The 19,263-nt window shown below is 38.3% G+C and carries 14 protein-coding genes and 1 rRNA gene; 10 read left to right on the top strand and 5 right to left on the bottom strand.

The window, feature by feature from the left end; genetic code table 11:
* Positions 1-71: 71 nt before the first annotated feature.
* A complete protein-coding gene (locus ABE34_RS10865) occupies positions 72-413 on the top strand; it encodes a hypothetical protein (RefSeq protein ID WP_197142464.1) in 342 nt (113 codons plus the stop codon).
* A gap of 1,103 nt (positions 414-1,516) precedes the next feature.
* On the opposite strand, the gene ABE34_RS10860 is transcribed toward ABE34_RS10865, so the two are convergent.
* Together ABE34_RS10860 and spx are read right to left on the bottom strand one after the other, a co-directional pair.
* A complete protein-coding gene (locus ABE34_RS10860) occupies positions 1,517-1,960 on the bottom strand; it encodes a MarR family winged helix-turn-helix transcriptional regulator (protein WP_197142462.1) in 444 nt (147 codons plus the stop codon).
* A gap of 23 nt (positions 1,961-1,983) precedes the next feature.
* Complete coding sequence (spx, locus tag ABE34_RS10855; protein WP_197142459.1) at positions 1,984-2,388, bottom strand: transcriptional regulator Spx; 405 nt, start codon at positions 2,386-2,388, stop codon at positions 1,984-1,986.
* A gap of 484 nt (positions 2,389-2,872) precedes the next feature.
* On the opposite strand from spx, the gene ABE34_RS10850 reads away from it, so the two are divergent.
* Positions 2,873-3,436 carry a sigma-70 family RNA polymerase sigma factor gene (locus ABE34_RS10850; RefSeq protein WP_241747074.1) on the top strand — a complete coding sequence of 188 codons (564 nt, stop codon included), beginning with the start codon at positions 2,873-2,875 and terminating at the stop codon, positions 3,434-3,436.
* Positions 3,429-4,187, top strand: a complete 759-nt coding sequence (locus tag ABE34_RS10845) for a hypothetical protein (protein ID WP_197142455.1) — start codon at positions 3,429-3,431, stop codon at positions 4,185-4,187. The genes ABE34_RS10850 and ABE34_RS10845 overlap by 8 nt, the downstream gene beginning before the upstream one ends.
* 91 nt (positions 4,188-4,278) lie before the next feature.
* Here the strand turns inward: ABE34_RS10845 and ABE34_RS10840 are convergent, their stop codons facing one another.
* The 3 genes from ABE34_RS10840 to ABE34_RS10830 form a co-directional block, all read right to left on the bottom strand.
* Positions 4,279-5,844, bottom strand: coding sequence for an ABC-F family ATP-binding cassette domain-containing protein (locus tag ABE34_RS10840; RefSeq protein ID WP_197142453.1), 1,566 nt, complete (start codon positions 5,842-5,844; stop codon positions 4,279-4,281).
* Between the two features lie 40 nt (positions 5,845-5,884).
* Entirely contained in the window at positions 5,885-6,070 is a 186-nt protein-coding gene (locus ABE34_RS10835) for an SE1832 family protein (protein WP_197142451.1), read from the bottom strand.
* Between the two features lie 193 nt (positions 6,071-6,263).
* On the bottom strand, positions 6,264-7,310 hold the full coding sequence (locus ABE34_RS10830; protein ID WP_197142450.1) for a PseG/SpsG family protein: 1,047 nt from the start codon (positions 7,308-7,310) through the stop codon (positions 6,264-6,266).
* Between the two features lie 270 nt (positions 7,311-7,580).
* Between ABE34_RS10830 and ABE34_RS10825 the strand changes: the two genes are divergently transcribed.
* From ABE34_RS10825 to ABE34_RS10795, 7 genes are all read left to right on the top strand, one after another.
* Positions 7,581-8,426 (top strand): oxidoreductase, encoded by an 846-nt coding sequence (locus ABE34_RS10825; protein ID WP_197142448.1) that lies wholly within the window; start codon positions 7,581-7,583, stop codon positions 8,424-8,426.
* A 924-nt stretch (positions 8,427-9,350) separates the two neighbouring features.
* Positions 9,351-9,905, top strand: coding sequence for an NADPH-dependent FMN reductase (locus ABE34_RS10820; protein ID WP_049667893.1), 555 nt, complete (start codon positions 9,351-9,353; stop codon positions 9,903-9,905).
* 118 nt (positions 9,906-10,023) lie between these two features.
* Positions 10,024-13,806: an AAA domain-containing protein gene (locus ABE34_RS10815; protein ID WP_197142447.1), complete on the top strand. Its 3,783-nt coding sequence runs from the start codon at positions 10,024-10,026 to the stop codon at positions 13,804-13,806.
* 1 nt (position 13,807) lies between these two features.
* Positions 13,808-14,566, top strand: coding sequence for a hypothetical protein (locus tag ABE34_RS10810; RefSeq protein ID WP_197142446.1), 759 nt, complete (start codon positions 13,808-13,810; stop codon positions 14,564-14,566).
* A gap of 151 nt (positions 14,567-14,717) precedes the next feature.
* A complete protein-coding gene (locus ABE34_RS10805; protein ID WP_197142445.1) occupies positions 14,718-15,791 on the top strand; it encodes a glycosyltransferase family 2 protein in 1,074 nt (357 codons plus the stop codon).
* A 499-nt stretch (positions 15,792-16,290) separates the two neighbouring features.
* Positions 16,291-18,480, top strand: a complete 2,190-nt coding sequence (locus ABE34_RS10800; RefSeq protein WP_197142444.1) for a DNA topoisomerase III — start codon at positions 16,291-16,293, stop codon at positions 18,478-18,480.
* Positions 18,481-18,980: 500 nt separating this feature from the next.
* Positions 18,981-19,263: ribosomal RNA gene (locus ABE34_RS10795) — 16S ribosomal RNA — on the top strand; the annotation flags it as partial.

Below are 19,263 nucleotides of genomic sequence, written 5' to 3'. Positions count from 1 at the left end.
CTTAAATGCAAGGCTAAATGAATTTCTAAATAATGTGCTGGGTTGTGTAAATCTCGATTTAGGAGGTATTGGTGGAGCAAGTATTTCATTTGCCACAAACTTTTCGCCAATCCATGCAAGGTTCTAGCGATTTAGGGGACGTTTCATGGATAGTGCCCCTTGGTCAGGTATTTACAACTTGTGCTCCATATGGGGTCCAAGTGCATACTTGGCAAGCAACTGCTGCTTTTGGATCTTCACTTGGTATGAAAGGAATGCATTATGCGGCAAAAGCAATGGCAGGAGCTGCGCTTGATTCCTTACTAAATCCTGATGTACTTAAAAAAGCGAAGGAGGAATTTGAGAATTTAAAAGCTGGGAAACAGTATGAATGTGGTATTCCTGAAGAAGTGAAAGCGCCAAAGCCGATTTAACTTCTTTCAGCAAGTGTTTTAAGTAGCGAAAGTGAAACGTCAGCTACAAGTGTTTTAAGTTGCGAAAGTGAAACGTCAGCTACAAGTGTTTTAAGTAGCGAAAGCAACGCGTCAGAAACATGCCAATTTGAGTAAAAAATTGTTCTATTTGAATAAACACGTATCTTCATGTTATAATTCTTAGTGAAAATGTATATAAAAAATATAAGACCATTCAGTGTGTCAGCACCAAATGGTCTTAGTAACAAGACGAATCGCTTCAAAGGCGATTTGCAAAGTGATCAAGTAAACCGACTCACATGCTTCGGAGGCAAGGGCGGTTTACTTTTTTTGTGTAAAAGTAAATGACAATGCAAGTACGGACACTATAAGAATTGCAAAATTTATAGTGATCGCCATTGCTTCGAAAATAGTCATTGGCATCAACTCCTTTCCCTTCAATTACTTGAAGAAAATAGGTGAAAATTTGATTGCCAACCGCCCATGAAACCTCTATCTAGTTACCTCTTAATTATATCATATATAAGAAGAAATCCCTTTTCTGAACATATCCTACTTAATCTACTTTAACTTCTTTCAGCAGAAGTTTCCCTCCTCTATAGGTGGTGAGATGAATGCCGATTTAAGTTACTTTTCAGCGGGTGTCCAAACATCCGCTGAAAGAAGTTAAAGCCTCCGGCGGATGTCACAGGATCGGAAAGGAGTTCTTAGGGGATGTTAGCCTAAAATCATCGCATCCATGCAATAACGGCTAACTGACCTGCGTCATGCAGGCCCAAGCACAAAGCCGATTCTGGACGCAATTTTGCCGAGGTAAAATTGATTCATTGAGAATTAACAACTATGTTAAACTATGACAGTTTTCTTCGAAAGTATAACTCGCATTATTTCCATCACTTGGACTGCATTTGGTTCAGATCAATTTTGGAACATCACCAATATTTAAACGTATTTTTGATTTTCCATCCCATGTCACTTTTTTTCCTAAAGATTCAGCTATAAAAAGCATCGAAAAGGGGAGGGCCGTTACTGTTGAGCTAACAGAAAAACACCGTAAAAAGTTAGTTGCTTGTCTAACTTTTTACGGTGCGAAAATGAAGTGTTTACTCATATCGATTAGGTTCAGCGTTGAGTAATTTCGAAAAAATATTACGTAATGTTTGGACTTCCTCAGCTGACAGCATACCAAACATATTTTGTATAAGTTCGTTAACTTGCTGACGGGATTCTTCTAAAATATCTTCGCCATCAGCTGTAATTTTCAATTGAGAAGCTCGTCGATCTGTTGCGTGCTGTGTTTTTTCAATAAAGCCAGCATTAATGAGCTTAGTTGTTAAAACAGTGACACCACCTGTTGTCACTTTTAACCGATCAGCAATGGCAGAAGGGCGCTTTGGTCCCTCCTGCGATAAGTAGTCTAAAATTAAAATATGGGATTTTGAAAAGCCGAGTACATTATGATTATTCCACTCGTTTGCCCACTTACGCTCAATGGAAGATACTACTTCAAACAACGAGGTAATGGCTATTTGTTTTTCTTGATCCATATAAGGTCAACTCCAAAACTGTTTTAACTTTCTTGTGCTAATCTTGTCATCGCGTTTAACTCATAGGCGCGGACTTTGCGTGGAATAAAACGGCGAATGTCCATCTCATTGTACCCAACTTGAATACGTTTTTCATCAATTAAGATAGGGCTTCGTAACATTCTTGGGTGAGCTTGGATGATGTCAAACAACTCTTGAATAGAGAGCTGTTCAATATCAATATTTAAATTTTTAAAGTCATTTGAGTTCGTTGCAATAATTTCATCTGTTCCATCTTCTGTCATGCTTAAAATCTCTTTAAATTCAGCAAGTGTTAGTGGGTGAGAAGTAATACGTTTTTCTTTATATTCAATGTTGTGATCTTTTAACCATTTTAATGCTTTTCTGGATGAAGAACAGCTCGCTTGTGAATAGATAGTAACTGTCATTCTTCATTCCCCGCTTTCTTTTTTAGGATTATATTTAATATATATATCTTATTAGTAAGTTAATTAGGTTATACATATATCTTACTAGTAAGCTATATATAAATCAATATTTATTTTTAAAAATTTAACTAGAAATAACATTTTTTTTATTACACTAAAATATACGCACAAAAGAGCGAAAAGTTTCGAAAAATAAGCTTACAATGATGTAAGTTTTACTAAGCCTTAATAATAGATGCTCATAGAATGAAGAGAGTAGTTTTAATAGAGAGAGAAATAGTCTGATTTATAGATAATAGATATATTGTTTATCCACTCATTATTTTTATGATTGGATGCAGGTTTTTATGCATAGATAAATAAATTTTTTTGTTCTTTGGGTAGGGGGCGGATTGCTCAGGTAGTAACAGCTCGGATAACTAGTAAAGCTATCCAGTTACTTTGTAAAAAAATCAAAAAAGCTTAAGCCAATATGAACTTTCGATTGTCTATAAAGGTAGGACAAAAGGAGAGAGGGGAAACTACAATTATACGATTAGTGAAAAAAGCTCAAAAAGGGAATGACGAAGCCTTTTTAACGCTTTTTCAGCAATATGAGGTAGAAATTTATCGAGTGGCTTATGTATATGTCAAAAACAAAGAAGATGCTTTAGACGTAGTTCAAGAAGTAGCATATCAATCATTTAAAAAGATAGATACATTGAACAACCCAGAATATTTTAAAACCTGGCTGATGAAAATTACGATGAACTGTGCAATCAATTTAATTAAAAAAAATAGTAAGGTGGTTTTAATAAGACCAGAATACGAGGAGTTTATTGAAACCGAAGAAGAAGATATTCCTCTTGCTTTATCCTTACAAGACTTGATAGATGGTTTAACGGTGGAAGAAAAAAGTGTCGTACTTTTAAGGTTTTATCAAAATCATACCTTTAAAGAAATTGCCGAGTTGTTAGATATGCCGTTAGGAACCGCAAAATCGGTTTTATATAGAGCTATAAAGAAACTTAGAAATAAATACTTTGAAGGAGATCGTATGAATGAGTAATAAAATAAAACAAGAAGTTGAAAAAATTGATATCCCAAAAGAGCTTCATAAGAGGAGTGAATTGGGCATTTTAAAAGCGAAAAACGAAAGGCAAAGAAAAAGAAAAAACGTAAAAGGTATCGTTGTAGCTGCTGGTTTACTTGTCTCTATTGGAATATTATCTTTAGTTAATAATGATTTTGTTCAAAATAGTACAACACCTGATTCTAGTCAAAATACGGTTGATGTCACCGAATCAGCAACTGACAGCATGCGTACGGTTGATATTCAACCTAATTATATTGGGTATGAAACGGCTGATGAGCTCAGCCAAGGTGCAGATATTATTCTTGTCGCATCCCCTATGGATGACTTTACTAACCGTGTACATCAATCGACGAAGTTCGAAGACGGCACGCTCCAAGACTTCTATACGCTAACAAAACTAAACATCGAGCGTATAATTAAGCAACCTGAAGGAATAAACATCGGCTCACAAATGGAAGTGATTGAACCGGTTAGTATTATCACGGAAGCTGACAAACAACAAACAAAAGTTACAACAGATGGATACCACGAGATGAAGCAAGGTAGACGCTATATCATGTTCCTGGCGAACAATGGCATGGGTGGCTATAGCATTATCAATATGAACAACGGTAAGTTCAACCTAGATGGTGGGGATGCACAGGACATTCCAACAAACAAAGATGAGAAAGCGTTCAAAGAAAGGCTGAAGAAAGATATTCTATTAAAGTTCAACGTGAAATAATCCACTAAGTCATGAGCTTCAAGCAAAAAAAGAAGGCAGCTCCGAATGATCAAAAAATCATACCGGAAGCGGCCCTCATACAATAATATTTTTAGTTTTGTTGTCCTGAAGTAAACCAGTCTTGGACATTCCAAACTTTTGTCGCTAAACCTTCATAGAAATCAGGTTCATGGCTTACTAATACGATTGTGCCTTTAAATTCTTTCATAGCACGTTTTAGTTCGTCTTTTGCATCGACATCCAAGTGGTTTGTCGGTTCGTCAAATAATAGCCAGTTTGCTTCATCCATCATAAGCTTACATAAACGTACCTTTGCTTGCTCACCACCGGATAAAGAATTAAGTGGGCGAGTAATATGCTCCGTTTTTAGTCCTGCGCGTGCTAATGCAGCACGTACTTGTGCTTGCTCCATAGAAGGGAAGGCATTCCACACATCATCGATAGGCGTAATTTTTTCAGCTTTTACTTCTTGTTCGAAGTAAGATGGGTAAAGATAGTCACCGCGAATCACTTTTCCATCAAGCGGATTAATTTTGCCTAACATCGTTTTTAATAATGTTGATTTACCGACACCATTCATTCCGACTAGGGCAATTTTTTCCCCACGTTCAATAGCGAATGTAAGTGGAGGAAGTAATGGCTTTTCTTTGTCGTATCCAATGACTAAGTTTTCAGCTTCTACTACATAACGACTTGAAGAACGAGCTTCTTTAAAACCGAATTCAGGTTTTACAGCTGTTTCAGGACGGTCGATACGCTCTAAGCGGTCAAGCTGCTTGGCGCGAGATTTTGCACGACCAGTAGTTGAGTAACGCGCTTTATTTTTCGCAATAAAATCTTCTTGTTTTTTAATGAATTCCTGTTGTTTTTCATAAGCATCGATATGCTGACGTTTATTGATTTCAGCAAGCTCTAAAAACTTTTCATATGTCGCAGTATAGCGAGTTAATTTTGAAAACTCTAGTTGGAAGATAACATCCACCGTTTCATTCATAAACTCTGTATCATGCGAAATTAATAAGAAAGCATGTGGATAGTTCTTTAAATAGATTTTCAACCATGTAATATGCTCTTCATCAAGATAGTTCGTCGGCTCATCTAGTAATAATACTTTTGGTTTTTCAAGTAATAGCTTAGCTAGTAAAACCTTTGTACGTTGACCACCGGAAAGAGCAGCGACATCACGGTCCAAGCCGATTGCGTCAAGACCAAGTCCACGTGCAACCTCATCAATCTTCATATCAAGAGAATAGAAATCACCTGCATCCAGTGCATCCTGCACCTCAGCCATTTGCTCTAGTAATTCTTCCAATTCTTCAGGTGTTGCTTCAGCCATTTTCCCTGTGATTTCATTAAGCTCTTCTTCTTTTTTATATAAAGGAAGGAAAGCGTCACGTAATGCATCACGCATAGTGCGGCCAGCTGTCAATACAGTGTGCTGATCTAAATAGCCATAATGCGTTCCTGGAAGCCATTCAACTTTACCAGTGTCATGGATTGCTTGGCCCGTAATGATGCCCATTAATGTTGACTTACCAACACCGTTTGCACCTACTAGACCAATATGATCACCTTCAACTAGACGAAAAGAGACATCTTTAAAAAGCGTGCGGTCACCGAATGAATGACCTAAATTTTCAACTGTTAATATTGCCATATATGTTCCTCCGAGGGTAGCGGTTCATGACCGCTAAATATTATAGTTCTGCTAATTGTTTATTTAACTCTGCTAGCGTAGCTTCCATATTTGCAAGGCGTTGCTCTGCTTTTGCTACTTGATCATTATGACCTGTAGATTCAAGCTTTTCGATGTCGCCTTGTAAATTTATATAATCCATTTTAAGCTCTTTAATTTGATATTCAATATCACTTTTTGATGGCATGATGATTGCTCCTTTTTGTGTATATTTGTATAACGAATGCGTGTAAAAGCGATGGAGGTTTTTTTCTCCCCCCACCGCTTATTAGTTACTATCAATCGGGTACTTATGATGCTTGAAATCACTTCTTGTAATGAAAGATAAACGAAAGTGAAAAATTCTACTATATTGTATCATAACCACCTTCAAAGAATCACTAAGTAGAAGCGATATTGTGTCGATCGTAAGCGAAATCTAAAAGTACTGACTGTAGTGCTTCATTGTTACTTGCAAGATTGAGCTGTCGTTGCTTTTTAACAGCCCGCTCGCTTCGAGCCTCATGTAATAAAAATTCCATGACAGCGTTTTGAATTTGTGATTGTTTCATTTTGCGACCAAGTCCAAGGTGAATAAAACCATTTTGTTCGCGAGGGAAGGCGTGTAATAGCTCAGCCTCAGTTTGGGCAAGTGTAATACAAGGTACACCATAAGAGGCGATTTTATAAGGTGTATAGTTAGCATTACAAATAATAACATCTGCTTTTGGTAATAGTTTTAGGAGTGCGTTTTTATCACGAAGAATGGCAGTGTTACGACGACTAAGTACCATCATTTGCAAATCATCTGTTGCATGTCGATAGCCATCATCTATCATCACTGTAATTTGTAGTGGGATTTGTAGTTGCGTTAAGTGTCGAAGAGTACGGTAGGTTAAGTTATGCTCGTCCCCATCCTCAAAAGCAACAACGATATGAGGTGGGTTTTCGGGTGTTTTGTTGTCTGGTCGATCCTCAAAGTTTTGATAAGCTTCTGGTAATGCAAAATTAAAGCTTCCACCAATATAATGAGAGGGTAAATAATCTTTAACTTCTTGATAGAGTGCTAGCAATACACAGTCACAGGCTTGACCACCCTCACCTAAATCATCAAAATGAATGATTGTTTTGCAGAACGGTCGTAAATTTTGTACTTGCCAGCTTTCAGAGTTACGGCCATCTCTTACAATTAAATCAGGCTGAATACCTTTCATTTGCTTGGGCAGCTCATCGAAATGTTCAAATAAAATTGGTGAGAGATTTTCATTCATTAAAATTTGAATCCCATCATTTGAAGGGGTTTTTACAAAAATGAAAACATGTTCATTTGTAAGTAGCTTTGCCAGCGTTGCAACCCGTTCAAAAGGATACAGCCCTTTATCGATACAGCTTTCAATAATGAAGACAATCGTCTTTTTTAGTTCCATTGGTTGAGTTTCGTTTTGCAAGTGTATCCCATCCTTTCATCCGTCTATTTAAATTATGGTGAATGATGGGCAAGTATGTGTAAAAAATTAGGATTAGATAAATTATAGTTCTAAATAGTTTTTCAAACTTCTACAAATTAAATGAGTAAGAGCACCTTTTTTAACCGATAAATAAAGTAGAGTTTGCGGGAAAATACATATAGGATTGTTTTAGTTTTATTTGCAAAAATAAAAGCTTTGTTCCGGCAGCATGGTTTCTGGAGCAAATGAGCTTAGAAGGGGGTACAACTAATGGGCATGCGCGCAGCGATTGTTGTAGGGGCTACTGGATTAACAGGTACCTCTCTTGTAGAACAATTATGTGAAAATGATGAATATGTTTCAGTGACGGTGATTGCACGAAGAGCGCCGGCATTTACGCATCCAAAGCTAGAAGTGAAAATTCGTAATTTAGATACTTTAGAGGAAAAAGATCTCGAATTTGCAAATGAGCTTTATTGTTGTTTAGGAACAACCATAAAAAAGGCAGGATCTCGTGAGCAATTTGAGAAAGTTGATTTTGAATATCCACTAACGATTGCCTCGTTAGCCAAAAAACGAGGAATCCCACATATGCTAATCATTACAGCAATGGGGGCAAATGAAAAATCTCCATTTTACTATAATCGAGTAAAAGGAAAGCTTGAACACGATCTTATGGAGCTAGGCTTACAAAGACTTTCTATTATTCGCCCATCTTTATTGGTTGGAGAGAGAGAAGAGTTTCGCTTAGGTGAAAAGGCGGGAGAGAAGTTTTTAAAGTTAGCAAAACCACTATTAGTTGGACCATTAAAGCGTTCAAGAGCTATAGAAGCTTCCCAAGTTGCGAAGGCAATGATCGTTATTGCACTGTACGGCGATAAACAGCCGGTTACAATTTATCCATCTCAGGAATTGGCTCAGTTAGATTTTCCCGAAACACAGCATGAGGACGCTTCAAGAGAGAATTTATTTAATTGGGAGAAGCGCAAATTATCGAGTACCAGCGATGAAGGAGATAAAGTAAATCAAGAAGTCGTGATTAATCGAGATAAATATAAAATAGAGGAAACGGTTGTAGATAAAGAGGTGAATTTCCAACATCGTAGGGATAAATAAAGGTACATCATCAAGATTGGGAAATATCTTTATAAAAATATAAAAATGTATTCAATGTAGACGAGTTGATCTTCGTTACGACTGGGAGACTCCTCAGGGATCAGCGTCACAGATGAGAACGCCTAACTATACTTGTTGGGCGTTCTCTTTTATAGTTCTAACTATTTGAACGTTCATATATTATTAGGACAGTGAAGTGAATACTTGAGCAGAGTAGTAAAATACTCGCGGAAGAGGAGTGAATACCCGCGGAAGGGAAGCAAATACTCGCGGAAGAGGAGTGAATACCCGCGGAAGGGAAGCAAATACTCGCGGAAGAGGAGTGAATACCCGCGGAAGCAAGGCGAATACCCGCGGAAGCGAGGTGAATACCCGCGGAAGCAAGGTGAATACCCGCGGAAGCAAGGTGAATACCCGCGGAAGCAAGGTGAATATCCGCGGAAGCGAGGTGAATACCCGCGGAAGAGAAGCGAATACCCGCGAAAGCGAAGCAAGGCGAATACCCGCGGAAGCGAGGTGAATACCCGTGGAAGCGAAGCAAATACCCGCGGAAGCAAGGCAAATATCCGCGGAAGCGTGAATACCTGCCAGCAGCAAAGCGAAGTGGCTCATCGGACGCCCCAAGGAAGCTTTGCTCTGTTCAAAAGCGTAGCGACAGCAATTGTTTTATCTGTGAGAAAGCGTAGCGACAGCAACAACGAAGCGTCTGGTTAGAACGGAAATCAACCCCACGTTATGGGTCAAATATTATTTTAATAACAAGTAATCGCCATACCAAAGTCTTTTTTCTGAAGCGATATTTCTTGTGCAGACCACATTCCGCCTAAAGACTGAATTTACGGTTTTACTATTACAATTCTTTTCGTGCCTCTTTCCATTTGATACAATATTATTGTAGAAGATGAATGTGGAGGCAAAAAGAAAATGAAAATTTTACTCGTTGATGGCACGATGTTTGGTCGTAAAACTGGTGCTATTTTAGAGCAAGTGGAGCAATATATTAAAGAATTAGATGCTAGTTTCGAATTAGAAATTATGCATTTTAGTCAATATAAGCATCAAATTGTAGATGGTTCACCGTTAAATGATGACATGAAGGAAATGATTCAAAAGTTTGAGGAAGCGGATGCATATATTATCGCTACACCGATTTTCCAAGCATCGATTCCGGGCGTTTTGAAAAATGCATTTGATTTCTTGCATCCAAAAACAATGCGCTATAAGCCAGTATCTATCGTGGCCAATGGTGGCACATATCAACACCATTTAGTAGTAGAAAATCAGTTGAAGCCAATTTTAGATTACTTCCGTGCACTTGTGACTCCGAACTATGTATATACACACACATCTCATTTTGATGCAGATAATAATATTGTAGACGAAGATGTTCATAATCGTTTACGTGAATTGGCTCGTGTTTTTGTGCAATATTGTGAAATGAGTAAAACATTGCCGAAAGAACCGATCGACCAACATTAATAAGATATTTATCCCTTGTGCGGTGGAAGGAAATCACTGTGCAGGGGATTTTTCTTTTCAAGTATCCTCTCGCGATGTGATAAAATATAATTTTAGTGAATCGGAAGGGGGGATGCTCATGCAGGACATCGCTGTACTAGAAAAACAACGCTGTAATCTCATATTGACGAATAAGGCGAAGGAAGCGGTAGAGGAATGCTCAGCAAATGAGCATGCCTTTTTTGCCTTACAAAAAGCATTTACCGTCTATATCGAAAAGCGCAAAGCTAAAACAATTGGTGAGACGTTTTTATCGATTTATTTTAATGCAGAGCAAAATGAAAAGTTAACGGACGTCCTTGCTGAGAAAACAGCCATTATGGATTGTGTGCTAAAGGTTGAAGGGTTGTTAGCTACAAATCTTCGTTTTGTACATATGAGAGGCCCCATCAATACAAATCGACGCTTACCAGCAGCATTACAATTTGTCACAAAACCTAATAATGGAGCAGGGATTCCGCTTGATCTTCATACAAAAATAAGACAACTACCTATAGCCGAGGAGCGCACAGAATATGTGAAAAAGCGTATCTCGAGCTGGGAAGGCTTTTTAAAAATTCAAGAACGTGATGCGACCATTGATGACATTCATACAGAATTTAAGCAAAGCTATTTTAATGAAGATTTTACTAGGCTTACAATAGTCTGTCCTTTTATAAAGTCTAAGGAATGGAAGAAGCTTGAAGGGTTAAGTGTGAACATTCAAGGAGTACGCGGGGAAATTGGACAAGTATTAAAGTCTAACGCAGGGAAGCAAACAATAGAAATTGACTTAAAGCCTTTTGTGCAAGATATAGCACGTAAAGGTCAGCTTAACCTTCGTTCGAAGCAAGCGAGCTTTAGTAATTTTGCGACATTGAGTCAAATAAGACGATTACGCAATGGCTTTACAAAGCTAGAAAAAGGCGAGGCCGTTAACCCTAATTTAGAAACTATACTTTTTGAAAAGCGTCCAACAGTTCGAACATCCAAGCTCCGAGAGGATGTTGTTTTTCACAATAATTTAAACGAATATCAGCGACGAGCTGTTTTAGGCGCATTGTCTGTTGAAGATTTGTTTGTCATTCAAGGACCTCCTGGCACAGGGAAAACAACCGTTATTTCTGAAATTTGTCAGCAAAATGTGAAGGCTGGTTTAAAAACACTTGTAGCTTCACAATCAAATTTAGCTGTAGATAATGCCTTAGGGCGACTTCTTTCCAATCAAGAAATTCGAATTTTACGCTATGGTAGAACGGAAAGCATTGAAGAAGAAGGTAAAAAATTTATTGAGGAAAATGTTGCGCTTCAGTGGCGTGAGCAAACTCTAGCAGCAATTGAAGAGGAAATCATAGCCTTTACAGAACGTGAACAGGAACTAAAATCTAGTATTACCAAGGCTGAAGAAGAGCTAGAAAAGCTTGAGGCTTGGCTTGAGGAGCTAACAAAGGAAATAGCTGCAAAAGAACAGGCCGCAATTGACGAGCCCATTTTACAGCAAGAAATACAGGCGTTAAAAAAAGAGTTAAAGGCTGCAAAAACCGAGCAGCAGGAGAACGAAGCACATAAAGAGCATTACGAAAAACAGCTGGCGCAAATCGAGCCTGCTGTAAAGACGCTTGAGCAGACTCTTGCTGAAAGTCCGTCTATCGAGCAGCTGAAGCTTACTATAGAAGAAACTACTCAAAAGATGGAGCAATTGGAAGCAGCTGCTCAATATAAGGAGCTGCAAGAGCAAAAGCAGCATCTAGCAGTGCAGTTCAAAGATATCCAATTGAAATATGAAGAGGAAAATAATCGCCTTCGATTAATGAAGGAAGCCGAGAAATACATCGGTAATTTAACATCTTATGAGCGAATCGAACGATTTTTACAGCACTATCAAATTCGCCCATCTTATGTGCTGTCACAGCAAATCAGTCGTTTACAGCATTTAGAGGATGCGAAAGATTTAGACGCATGGGCAACTATCAATTCACGTCTACAAAAGGCGATCGCAAAGCTTGAGGCGTTAGTATCAGATGAAGATAAAGAACGTGCCCTTGCTAAAAGCAAATTGCAGCCTGTTCAATCGTTTTCGTTGCAAAATCTAACAGGTGTTTTTGCCCAGCTCAATACAGCCTTTCAAGATGATCAAACACCATCTGCCGAGCAACTTGTAAGTTTCTTGCTCGGTTTATATATGCGCCGTGATTTTGTTTGGCAAAAAGGTGTAGCGCTGAAACAACAACAAGACCATAAAAATCAGGAATTTGAGTCCTTACGTAAAGGTATTGGTAGCTTAATACATCAAGAATGCGCGATTACAAGCTTTGACGTTCAAAGCATACAGCGACAATTGCAGCCATATTTACAGCATACAGAACGACTTCAGCAACTAGCTGAGACATTCCAAATGGATACTGAGCCAGAAGAGTCTGTAGAGAATTTAAAAATACTTGTATCGCAAGAGAAATCTTCTCTTCAAACAGCACGTCAACAACTGGAGGCAGTCGAGCAGGCTAATGCACAGCTCCTACCAAAGAAAGCGGCGCTTCAAACAGCGCAGACTAGCTTACAAGAGATTGAACAACAGCTCACACAATTAGAGGGAAATATAAAAGAAATTAATATAGCTGGGTTAAAGAAAGAGAAGGAGCTCACAGCTTGTACTAAACTCCTACAATCAACACCGGAGCGAACTTCTGAGGAGGTAAAGGAAGCAATTGCATCCTCCAAAGTAGCGATGGAGGAATTACAGCGCAAGGAGAAGCAGCTTCCTCTTCGAAAAAAATTACAAGAACAATGGCGTGATAAGCTGCAAAATGCTACTGAATATGATTTAGATGAAATTCGAAAATTATATGTGCGTCACGCGAATGTTATTGGTACAACATGTGTGGCTTCAGCAAGTAAGGAATTTATGGAGAACTATCCGACATTTGATGTTGTCATTATTGATGAAGTATCAAAGGCCACACCACCGGAGCTATTATTGCCAATGCTGAAAGGTAAGAAAATTATTTTAGTTGGCGATCATCATCAGCTACCTCCACTTCTTGGAGATGATACGTTGGAGGAAACGTTAAAGGCGATGCTCGATGAAAATCCAAACTTTGATGGCGCACAAGAATTGAAAAATTTGCTGCGTGAATCGTTGTTTGAACGTTTATTTAATAACTTACCGCAAACGCATAAGCAAATGCTCGCATTGCAGTACCGAATGCATGAGAAAATTATGCATAGTATTACACCGTTTTACGCGAAAGAGGAAAATGGCTTGCAATGTGGCTTACCAGATTCAGATGCAGCGCGAGACCATTGCTTAGAAGGACAATTTGTTAACCGGGAGGATCATTTGCTATGGGTCGATATTCCAACTGAAAAACCTTATTTAGAGGAGCAAGTAAAGGGCGGAACGAGTCGTTATAATGAAGGTGAATTACAAACTATTCGACGCATTTTAACTGATTTGAATAAGGCTGTTATCGAAGCTAAAGCAGCCGGACGCATGCCTCAGGATGCACAAAAAAGCGTTGGGGTTATTAGCTTCTACGGGGAGCAAGTTAAGAAAATTAATCGCCTTCTACAACAGGAATTACAGCTACCACATCTTCAATTTAGAACCGGGACAGTCGACAAGTTCCAAGGTATGGAGATGGACGTCATATTAGTAAGTATGGTGCGTAATACACCTAAAGGGGGAGACGTTGGCTTTGCAAAAGATTACCGACGCTTAAACGTTGCCTTATCTCGTGCCCGTGAGTTATTACTACTTGTCGGAAGTGCTGAAATGTTTACTAAACGTGCGAAGCATCAAGATACACGAGAGATGTACAGCAATCTGTTAGAGACTGTGAAATCCTATAACGGCTTGCGTAATCATGAAGGACAGGTGATGTAGATTGTCAAAACTGCAGCAACGCTTAATGCGTGAACTTCAGCAAAATCGAAATATTAAAATCGTCAAAACCGATGAATGGTGCATCCCGATCCGAACAGTAGAAGTAACTTATGAGCCCGTTCGTCGTTCCACTATGGATGTCTTAATGACTATGCTGTTAATCAGCATACAGGAAGCAGATTTTGCAAGTGCACAAGATTTAAGTGAGTTATTGCTCGTAGATCCATTATTTATTGAGGATTTAGTATCATTAATGTCTCGAGTAAGTCTCATTGAGCAAGAGGAAGGCTTCTATCGATTAACATCTAAAGGACAGCAGCAACTGGAACGTGGCATCTTCGAGGAGGAGCTAGATGTAGAAATGGCTAACCTTTACTATAGCCCATGCCATCTTGCATTTCTTGCTGTCGATGAGGGCAATATCGAAGAATATGATGATCTACCAGAGCTCTATCGTTATGTGGATGAAGAGGCTGAGAAGCAGGAGCAATTCGACGAAGCTCTGTTAATAGAAGCATTACAGCAAGAGGATAGCGAAGAAGCTGGCGTTGGCGCTTCACAAAAAATAGTTTCAAAAATTGTGCAAACCGACGCTAAACAAATTAATGATAGCCCATGCCTCGAATTTGTCCTACACGATAAAGAACAAGATATTATGTTCGTTCGTGTATGGAATGCGCTGTTAAATCAATGGGATCCATACCTAGAACAACAACTTACAGAAAAAGAACAACTAGAGTGGCGTAAGAAATATTTATAAAACAAGAAACGAACGTGTGAAGCGTTCGTTTTTGTTTTGTTCTTTTTTAGGTAGTTGGGCGATAAATTCAAAAAGTAAGGCGATAAAATGGTAAAAGACCTCTATAAATTTTTAAGCTCGCATATATTATTACAAAAAAAGGAGGGGACCGATGTTTACGATTAGTTTATGTATGATTGTCAAAAACGAAGAATGTATTATTGAAAGATGCTTAGATTCCGTTCAACATTTAGTGGATGAGATCAATATTATTGATACAGGCTCAACTGATCGTACAAAAGATATCGTCCGAAGTTATACCTCTCGAATTTTCGACTTTACCTGGTGTGATGACTTTGCCAAAGCCCGTAATTTTTCCTTTCAGCAGGCTACGAAAGATTTTATTTTATGGCTCGATGCGGATGATGTAATCACAACAGAACATCAGCGGAAATTTCTACAACTTAAGCAATCGCTCTATCATCCTAACGTAGATGCTGTTTCCATGGATTACTATGTAACGCTCGATGCAGATGGCTGTGTAGAATCAAGTGAAAAAAGATTGCGTCTCATAAAACGAGCATGTAATTTTCAGTGGCGGGGTGCCGTCCATGAGTATTTAGATGTAACAGGCCAGCTCTATCATAGCGATATAGCCGTTACACATTTGCCAAGAAAAAGTGATATTCATCGCAATATTACTATTTATGAGCGTTTAAAGAAAGACGGTCACCCATTTTCAGCTAGAGAAACGTTTCATTACGCAAATGAACTCAAATTGCATCAACGATTTTTAGAAGCGATCAATCACTATACTAGTTTCCTTGACTCTATAAAAGGTACTGCTGACGAACATATCGAAGCTTGCTTAAATTTAGCGGATTGCTATCAACAGCTACATGATGAAAAACAAGCAACGCAAGCTATTTTACAATCATTATTATATGATCGACCAAGACCAGAAACATGCTGTCGAATCGGTCATTTTTTTATGGAACAGATGAAAAATAAAGAGGCTATTTACTGGTATTCACAAGCATTACAACAGTCTATAGAACAAACAATGGGTATTCAAAAGCACGCTTATTCCACATGGCTTCCACATTTCCAGTTAAGCTTGTTATACAATCGCTTACGTCTCTTTGAAAATGCACATCAGCATAATGAGGCAGCACGTAAATATAAGCCAAAAGATCAGCGCATACTAGATAACCGAACATACTTGTTAACTCAGTTAAAGAAGTAAGATCGTCATGGGAAGGGAACATCAATAAAATTAATATATATACCGTAACCAATTAACATCGATACAAAAACAACGATCGTCATAAAAATCACATTCCGAGGTCTGAAAGTTCGAGCATCCATTCATTCATCCCCTTTCGATTTTGTGAACATTCTGTTAACTCAACATATGTTTTGAGAGTTTGAGTATGCAGTTCATTAAAAACATTTTTTGAAGCATAGAAAAGAAGAGCGAATTCACGCTAATTATGAATTTGCTCTTTAAATTAATTTTCCTTCCCGATCAGATCCATGGTGTACCTGATCAATTTTGCGTGTTACCCGATCAGATTCCGTGCGTCCCAGATCAGTTTTGCGTGTTACCTGATCAGTTTCCCTGTCTACCCAATCAGTTCTCCGACAACGGCAATTATGGAGTCTAAGTAAATGGCTCAGAACAATTGCTGCCTCGAACTTATGGTATATTAGACAGTACATAGTTAGTAAAGGAGTACGAATATATGGTTAAAAGTGTAGTTATTGCTGAAAAACCTTCAGTTGCACGTGATATAGCAAATGTCTTGAAATGTAATAAAAAAGGGAATGGATTTTTAGAAGGTGACAAATATATAGTTACTTGGGCATTAGGACATTTAGTAACGTTAGCAGATCCAGAAGCCTACGATAATAAATATAAAACATGGAATTTAGAAGACCTTCCAATGTTGCCAGATCGAATGAAGCTAGTCGTTATGAAGCAAACGGGTAAGCAATATAATGCGGTCAAATCACAGTTAACTCGTAATGATGTAAATGAAATCATTGTCGCTACTGATGCTGGGCGTGAAGGTGAATTAGTTGCTCGATGGATTATCGACAAAGCAAATGTGAAAAAGCCAATTAAACGTTTATGGATTTCATCTGTCACAGATAAAGCGATTAAAGAAGGATTTGCCAATTTAAAACCGGGTAAAAACTACGATAATTTATATGCTGCTGCGGTTGCCCGTTCTGAAGCGGATTGGTATATCGGATTAAATGCGACACGTGCTTTAACGACAAGATTTAATGCACAGCTGAACTGTGGCCGTGTTCAAACTCCAACAGTTGCAATCATTGCTGCACGCGAAGATGAAATTAAAAACTTCAAACCACAAACGTATTACGGTATTGAAGCACAAACAGATTCATTAAAGCTTACATGGCAAGATGCAAACGGGAATTCACGTAGCTTCAATAAAGAGAAAACCGACGCTATTGTCAAAGCATTAGGCAATCAAGATGCAAAAATTGCTTCAGTTGATCGCAAGCCTAAAAAATCATTTGCCCCAGGTCTTTATGATCTAACAGAATTACAACGAGATGCCAATAAATTATTTGGTTATTCTGCTAAAGAAACATTAAATATTATGCAAAAGCTATATGAATCTCATAAAGTACTGACATACCCTCGTACAGATTCTCGCTACTTGTCATCTGATATTGTCGGCACATTACCTGAGCGTCTTAAGGCATGTGGTATCGGTGAATATCGTACATTCGCGAATAAAATTTTAACAAAGCCAATCAAAGCGAATAAATCATTTGTAGATGATAGTAAAGTATCTGATCACCATGCCATTATTCCAACTGAGGGCTATGTAAACTTTTCTGCGTTCAATGATAAAGAGCGTAAAATTTATGATTTAGTAGTAAAACGATTTTTAGCTGTATTATTCCCAGCACAAGAATATGAGCAATTAACTGTACAAGCTCAAATTGGTAATGAGAAATTTATTGCCAAAGGGAAAACAGTTATAAATGCTGGCTGGAAAGAAGTATATCAAAATCGTTTTGATGATGAGGAATCGACGGATGATGTAAAAGAGCAACTACTTCCTCGTTTAGAACAAGGGCAACTATTAAAAACAAAACTAATTGCCCAAACATCTGGTCAAACGAAGCCACCAGCACGTTTTACAGAGGCGACATTACTATCAGCCATGGAAAATCCTACGAAGTATATGGAAACGAATGATAAGAAGCTTGTGGATACATTGAAATCGACTGGTGGATTAGGGACAGTCGCAACACGTGCAGATATTATTGAAAAGCTATTTAATTCATTCTTAATCGAAAAGCGTGGCGGCAAAGAAATTTACATTACATCCAAAGGTCGTCAATTACTTGACTTAGTTCCTGAAGAATTACGTTCTCCTGCGACAACAGCTGAGTGGGAGCAAAAGCTTGAACTCATTTCAAAAGGTAAGTTGAAAAAAGACGTGTTCATCAATGAAATGAAAAAGCACACGCAAGAAATAGTCGCTGAAATTAAAGGTAGCGATAAAAAATACAAGCATGACAATATTTCAACAAAGGCCTGTCCGGATTGTGGCAAGCCAATGCTTGAAGTCAACGGTAAAAAAGGTAAAATGCTTGTCTGCCAAGATCGTGAATGTGGTCATCGTAAAAACGTATCACGTGTCACAAATGCACGATGCCCGCAATGTAAGAAAAAGCTAGAGCTTCGTGGTGAAGGTGATGGCCAAATCTTCGTATGTAAATGTGGTTATCGAGAAAAATTATCTGCATTTGAAGCCCGTCGTAAAAAAGAAGGCGGCGGCAAAGTAGATAAACGTAGCGTGCAGAAATATATGAAGCAGCAAGAAAAAGAAGCTGAACCGATTAATAATGCGTTCGCAGATTTATTAAAAGGGATGAAGTTTGATTAGCACGTATTAGACTGATTGTTATTTAAGAGGTTGAGATAAAGCCTCAGTTAAAAATAAGTAGCCCAGAAAGTTTTACGGACAGTAAAATTTTCTGGGCTTTATACGTGGACATTATAAAAAGAAAGGGGCAATGTAGCTTCTCTTGTTAATTTTTTTGAAGTACTCTTAAATAAGAAGTTTCTTAATAAAATGAAAAACTTATATTTTTTTAATAAAAAGTATTGACCTTTGGAGATTAAGAGAGTAATATTATACGAGTCGCTAAGGTAACTTCTGAAAAACAATTAAGTTAAATAAATTAGTTGTTGACATAGAGTTTGTGACATGATATTATATAAGAGTTGCTGCTGAGAAAACAGCAACATAATGAACCTTGAAAACTGAACAAGCAAAACGTAATCAATAAAGTTTTTAGTAACTAACCTTGAGTTGGTGAATAAAACAAAATTTTGGACATCAAACATGATGCCAGCAAAACAATTTGAGCTAATCAAATTTCTTTTATGGAGAGTTTGATCCTGGCTCAGGACGAACGCTGGCGGCGTGCCTAATACATGCAAGTCGAGCGAACAGATGAGGAGCTTGCTCCTTTGACGTTAGCGGCGGACGGGTGAGTAACACGTGGGCAACCTACCTTATAGTTTGGGATAACTCCGGGAAACCGGGGCTAATACCGAATAATCTATTTTACTTCATGGTGAAATACTGAAAGACGGTCTCGGCTGTCGCTATAAGATGGGCCCGCGGCGCATTAGCTAGTTGGTGAGGTAACGGCTCACCAAG

The organism is Lysinibacillus sphaericus (genome assembly GCF_015844675.1).
In the GTDB taxonomy this organism is placed as follows: domain Bacteria; phylum Bacillota; class Bacilli; order Bacillales_A; family Planococcaceae; genus Lysinibacillus; species Lysinibacillus sphaericus_E.
Note: the sequence above shows the minus strand (reverse complement) of the source record. Positions and strands in the feature narration are given on the sequence as shown.

Excerpts from the sequence above, each read along its gene's own strand:
- ABE34_RS10860 (WP_197142462.1), bottom strand. The coding sequence starts at position 1,960 with ATGGATCAAGAAAAACAAATAGCCATTACCTCGTTGTTTGAAGTAGTA.
- ABE34_RS10825 (WP_197142448.1), top strand. The coding sequence starts at position 7,581 with ATGGGCATGCGCGCAGCGATTGTTGTAGGGGCTACTGGATTAACAGGT.
- ABE34_RS10815 (WP_197142447.1), top strand. The coding sequence starts at position 10,024 with ATGCAGGACATCGCTGTACTAGAAAAACAACGCTGTAATCTCATATTG.
- ABE34_RS10805 (WP_197142445.1), top strand. The coding sequence starts at position 14,718 with ATGTTTACGATTAGTTTATGTATGATTGTCAAAAACGAAGAATGTATT.
- ABE34_RS10840 (WP_197142453.1), bottom strand. The coding sequence starts at position 5,844 with ATGGCAATATTAACAGTTGAAAATTTAGGTCATTCATTCGGTGACCGC.
- ABE34_RS10800 (WP_197142444.1), top strand. The coding sequence starts at position 16,291 with ATGGTTAAAAGTGTAGTTATTGCTGAAAAACCTTCAGTTGCACGTGAT.
- spx (WP_197142459.1), bottom strand. The coding sequence starts at position 2,388 with ATGACAGTTACTATCTATTCACAAGCGAGCTGTTCTTCATCCAGAAAA.
- ABE34_RS10820 (WP_049667893.1), top strand. The coding sequence starts at position 9,351 with ATGAAAATTTTACTCGTTGATGGCACGATGTTTGGTCGTAAAACTGGT.
- ABE34_RS10845 (WP_197142455.1), top strand. The coding sequence starts at position 3,429 with ATGAGTAATAAAATAAAACAAGAAGTTGAAAAAATTGATATCCCAAAA.
- ABE34_RS10835 (WP_197142451.1), bottom strand. The coding sequence starts at position 6,070 with ATGCCATCAAAAAGTGATATTGAATATCAAATTAAAGAGCTTAAAATG.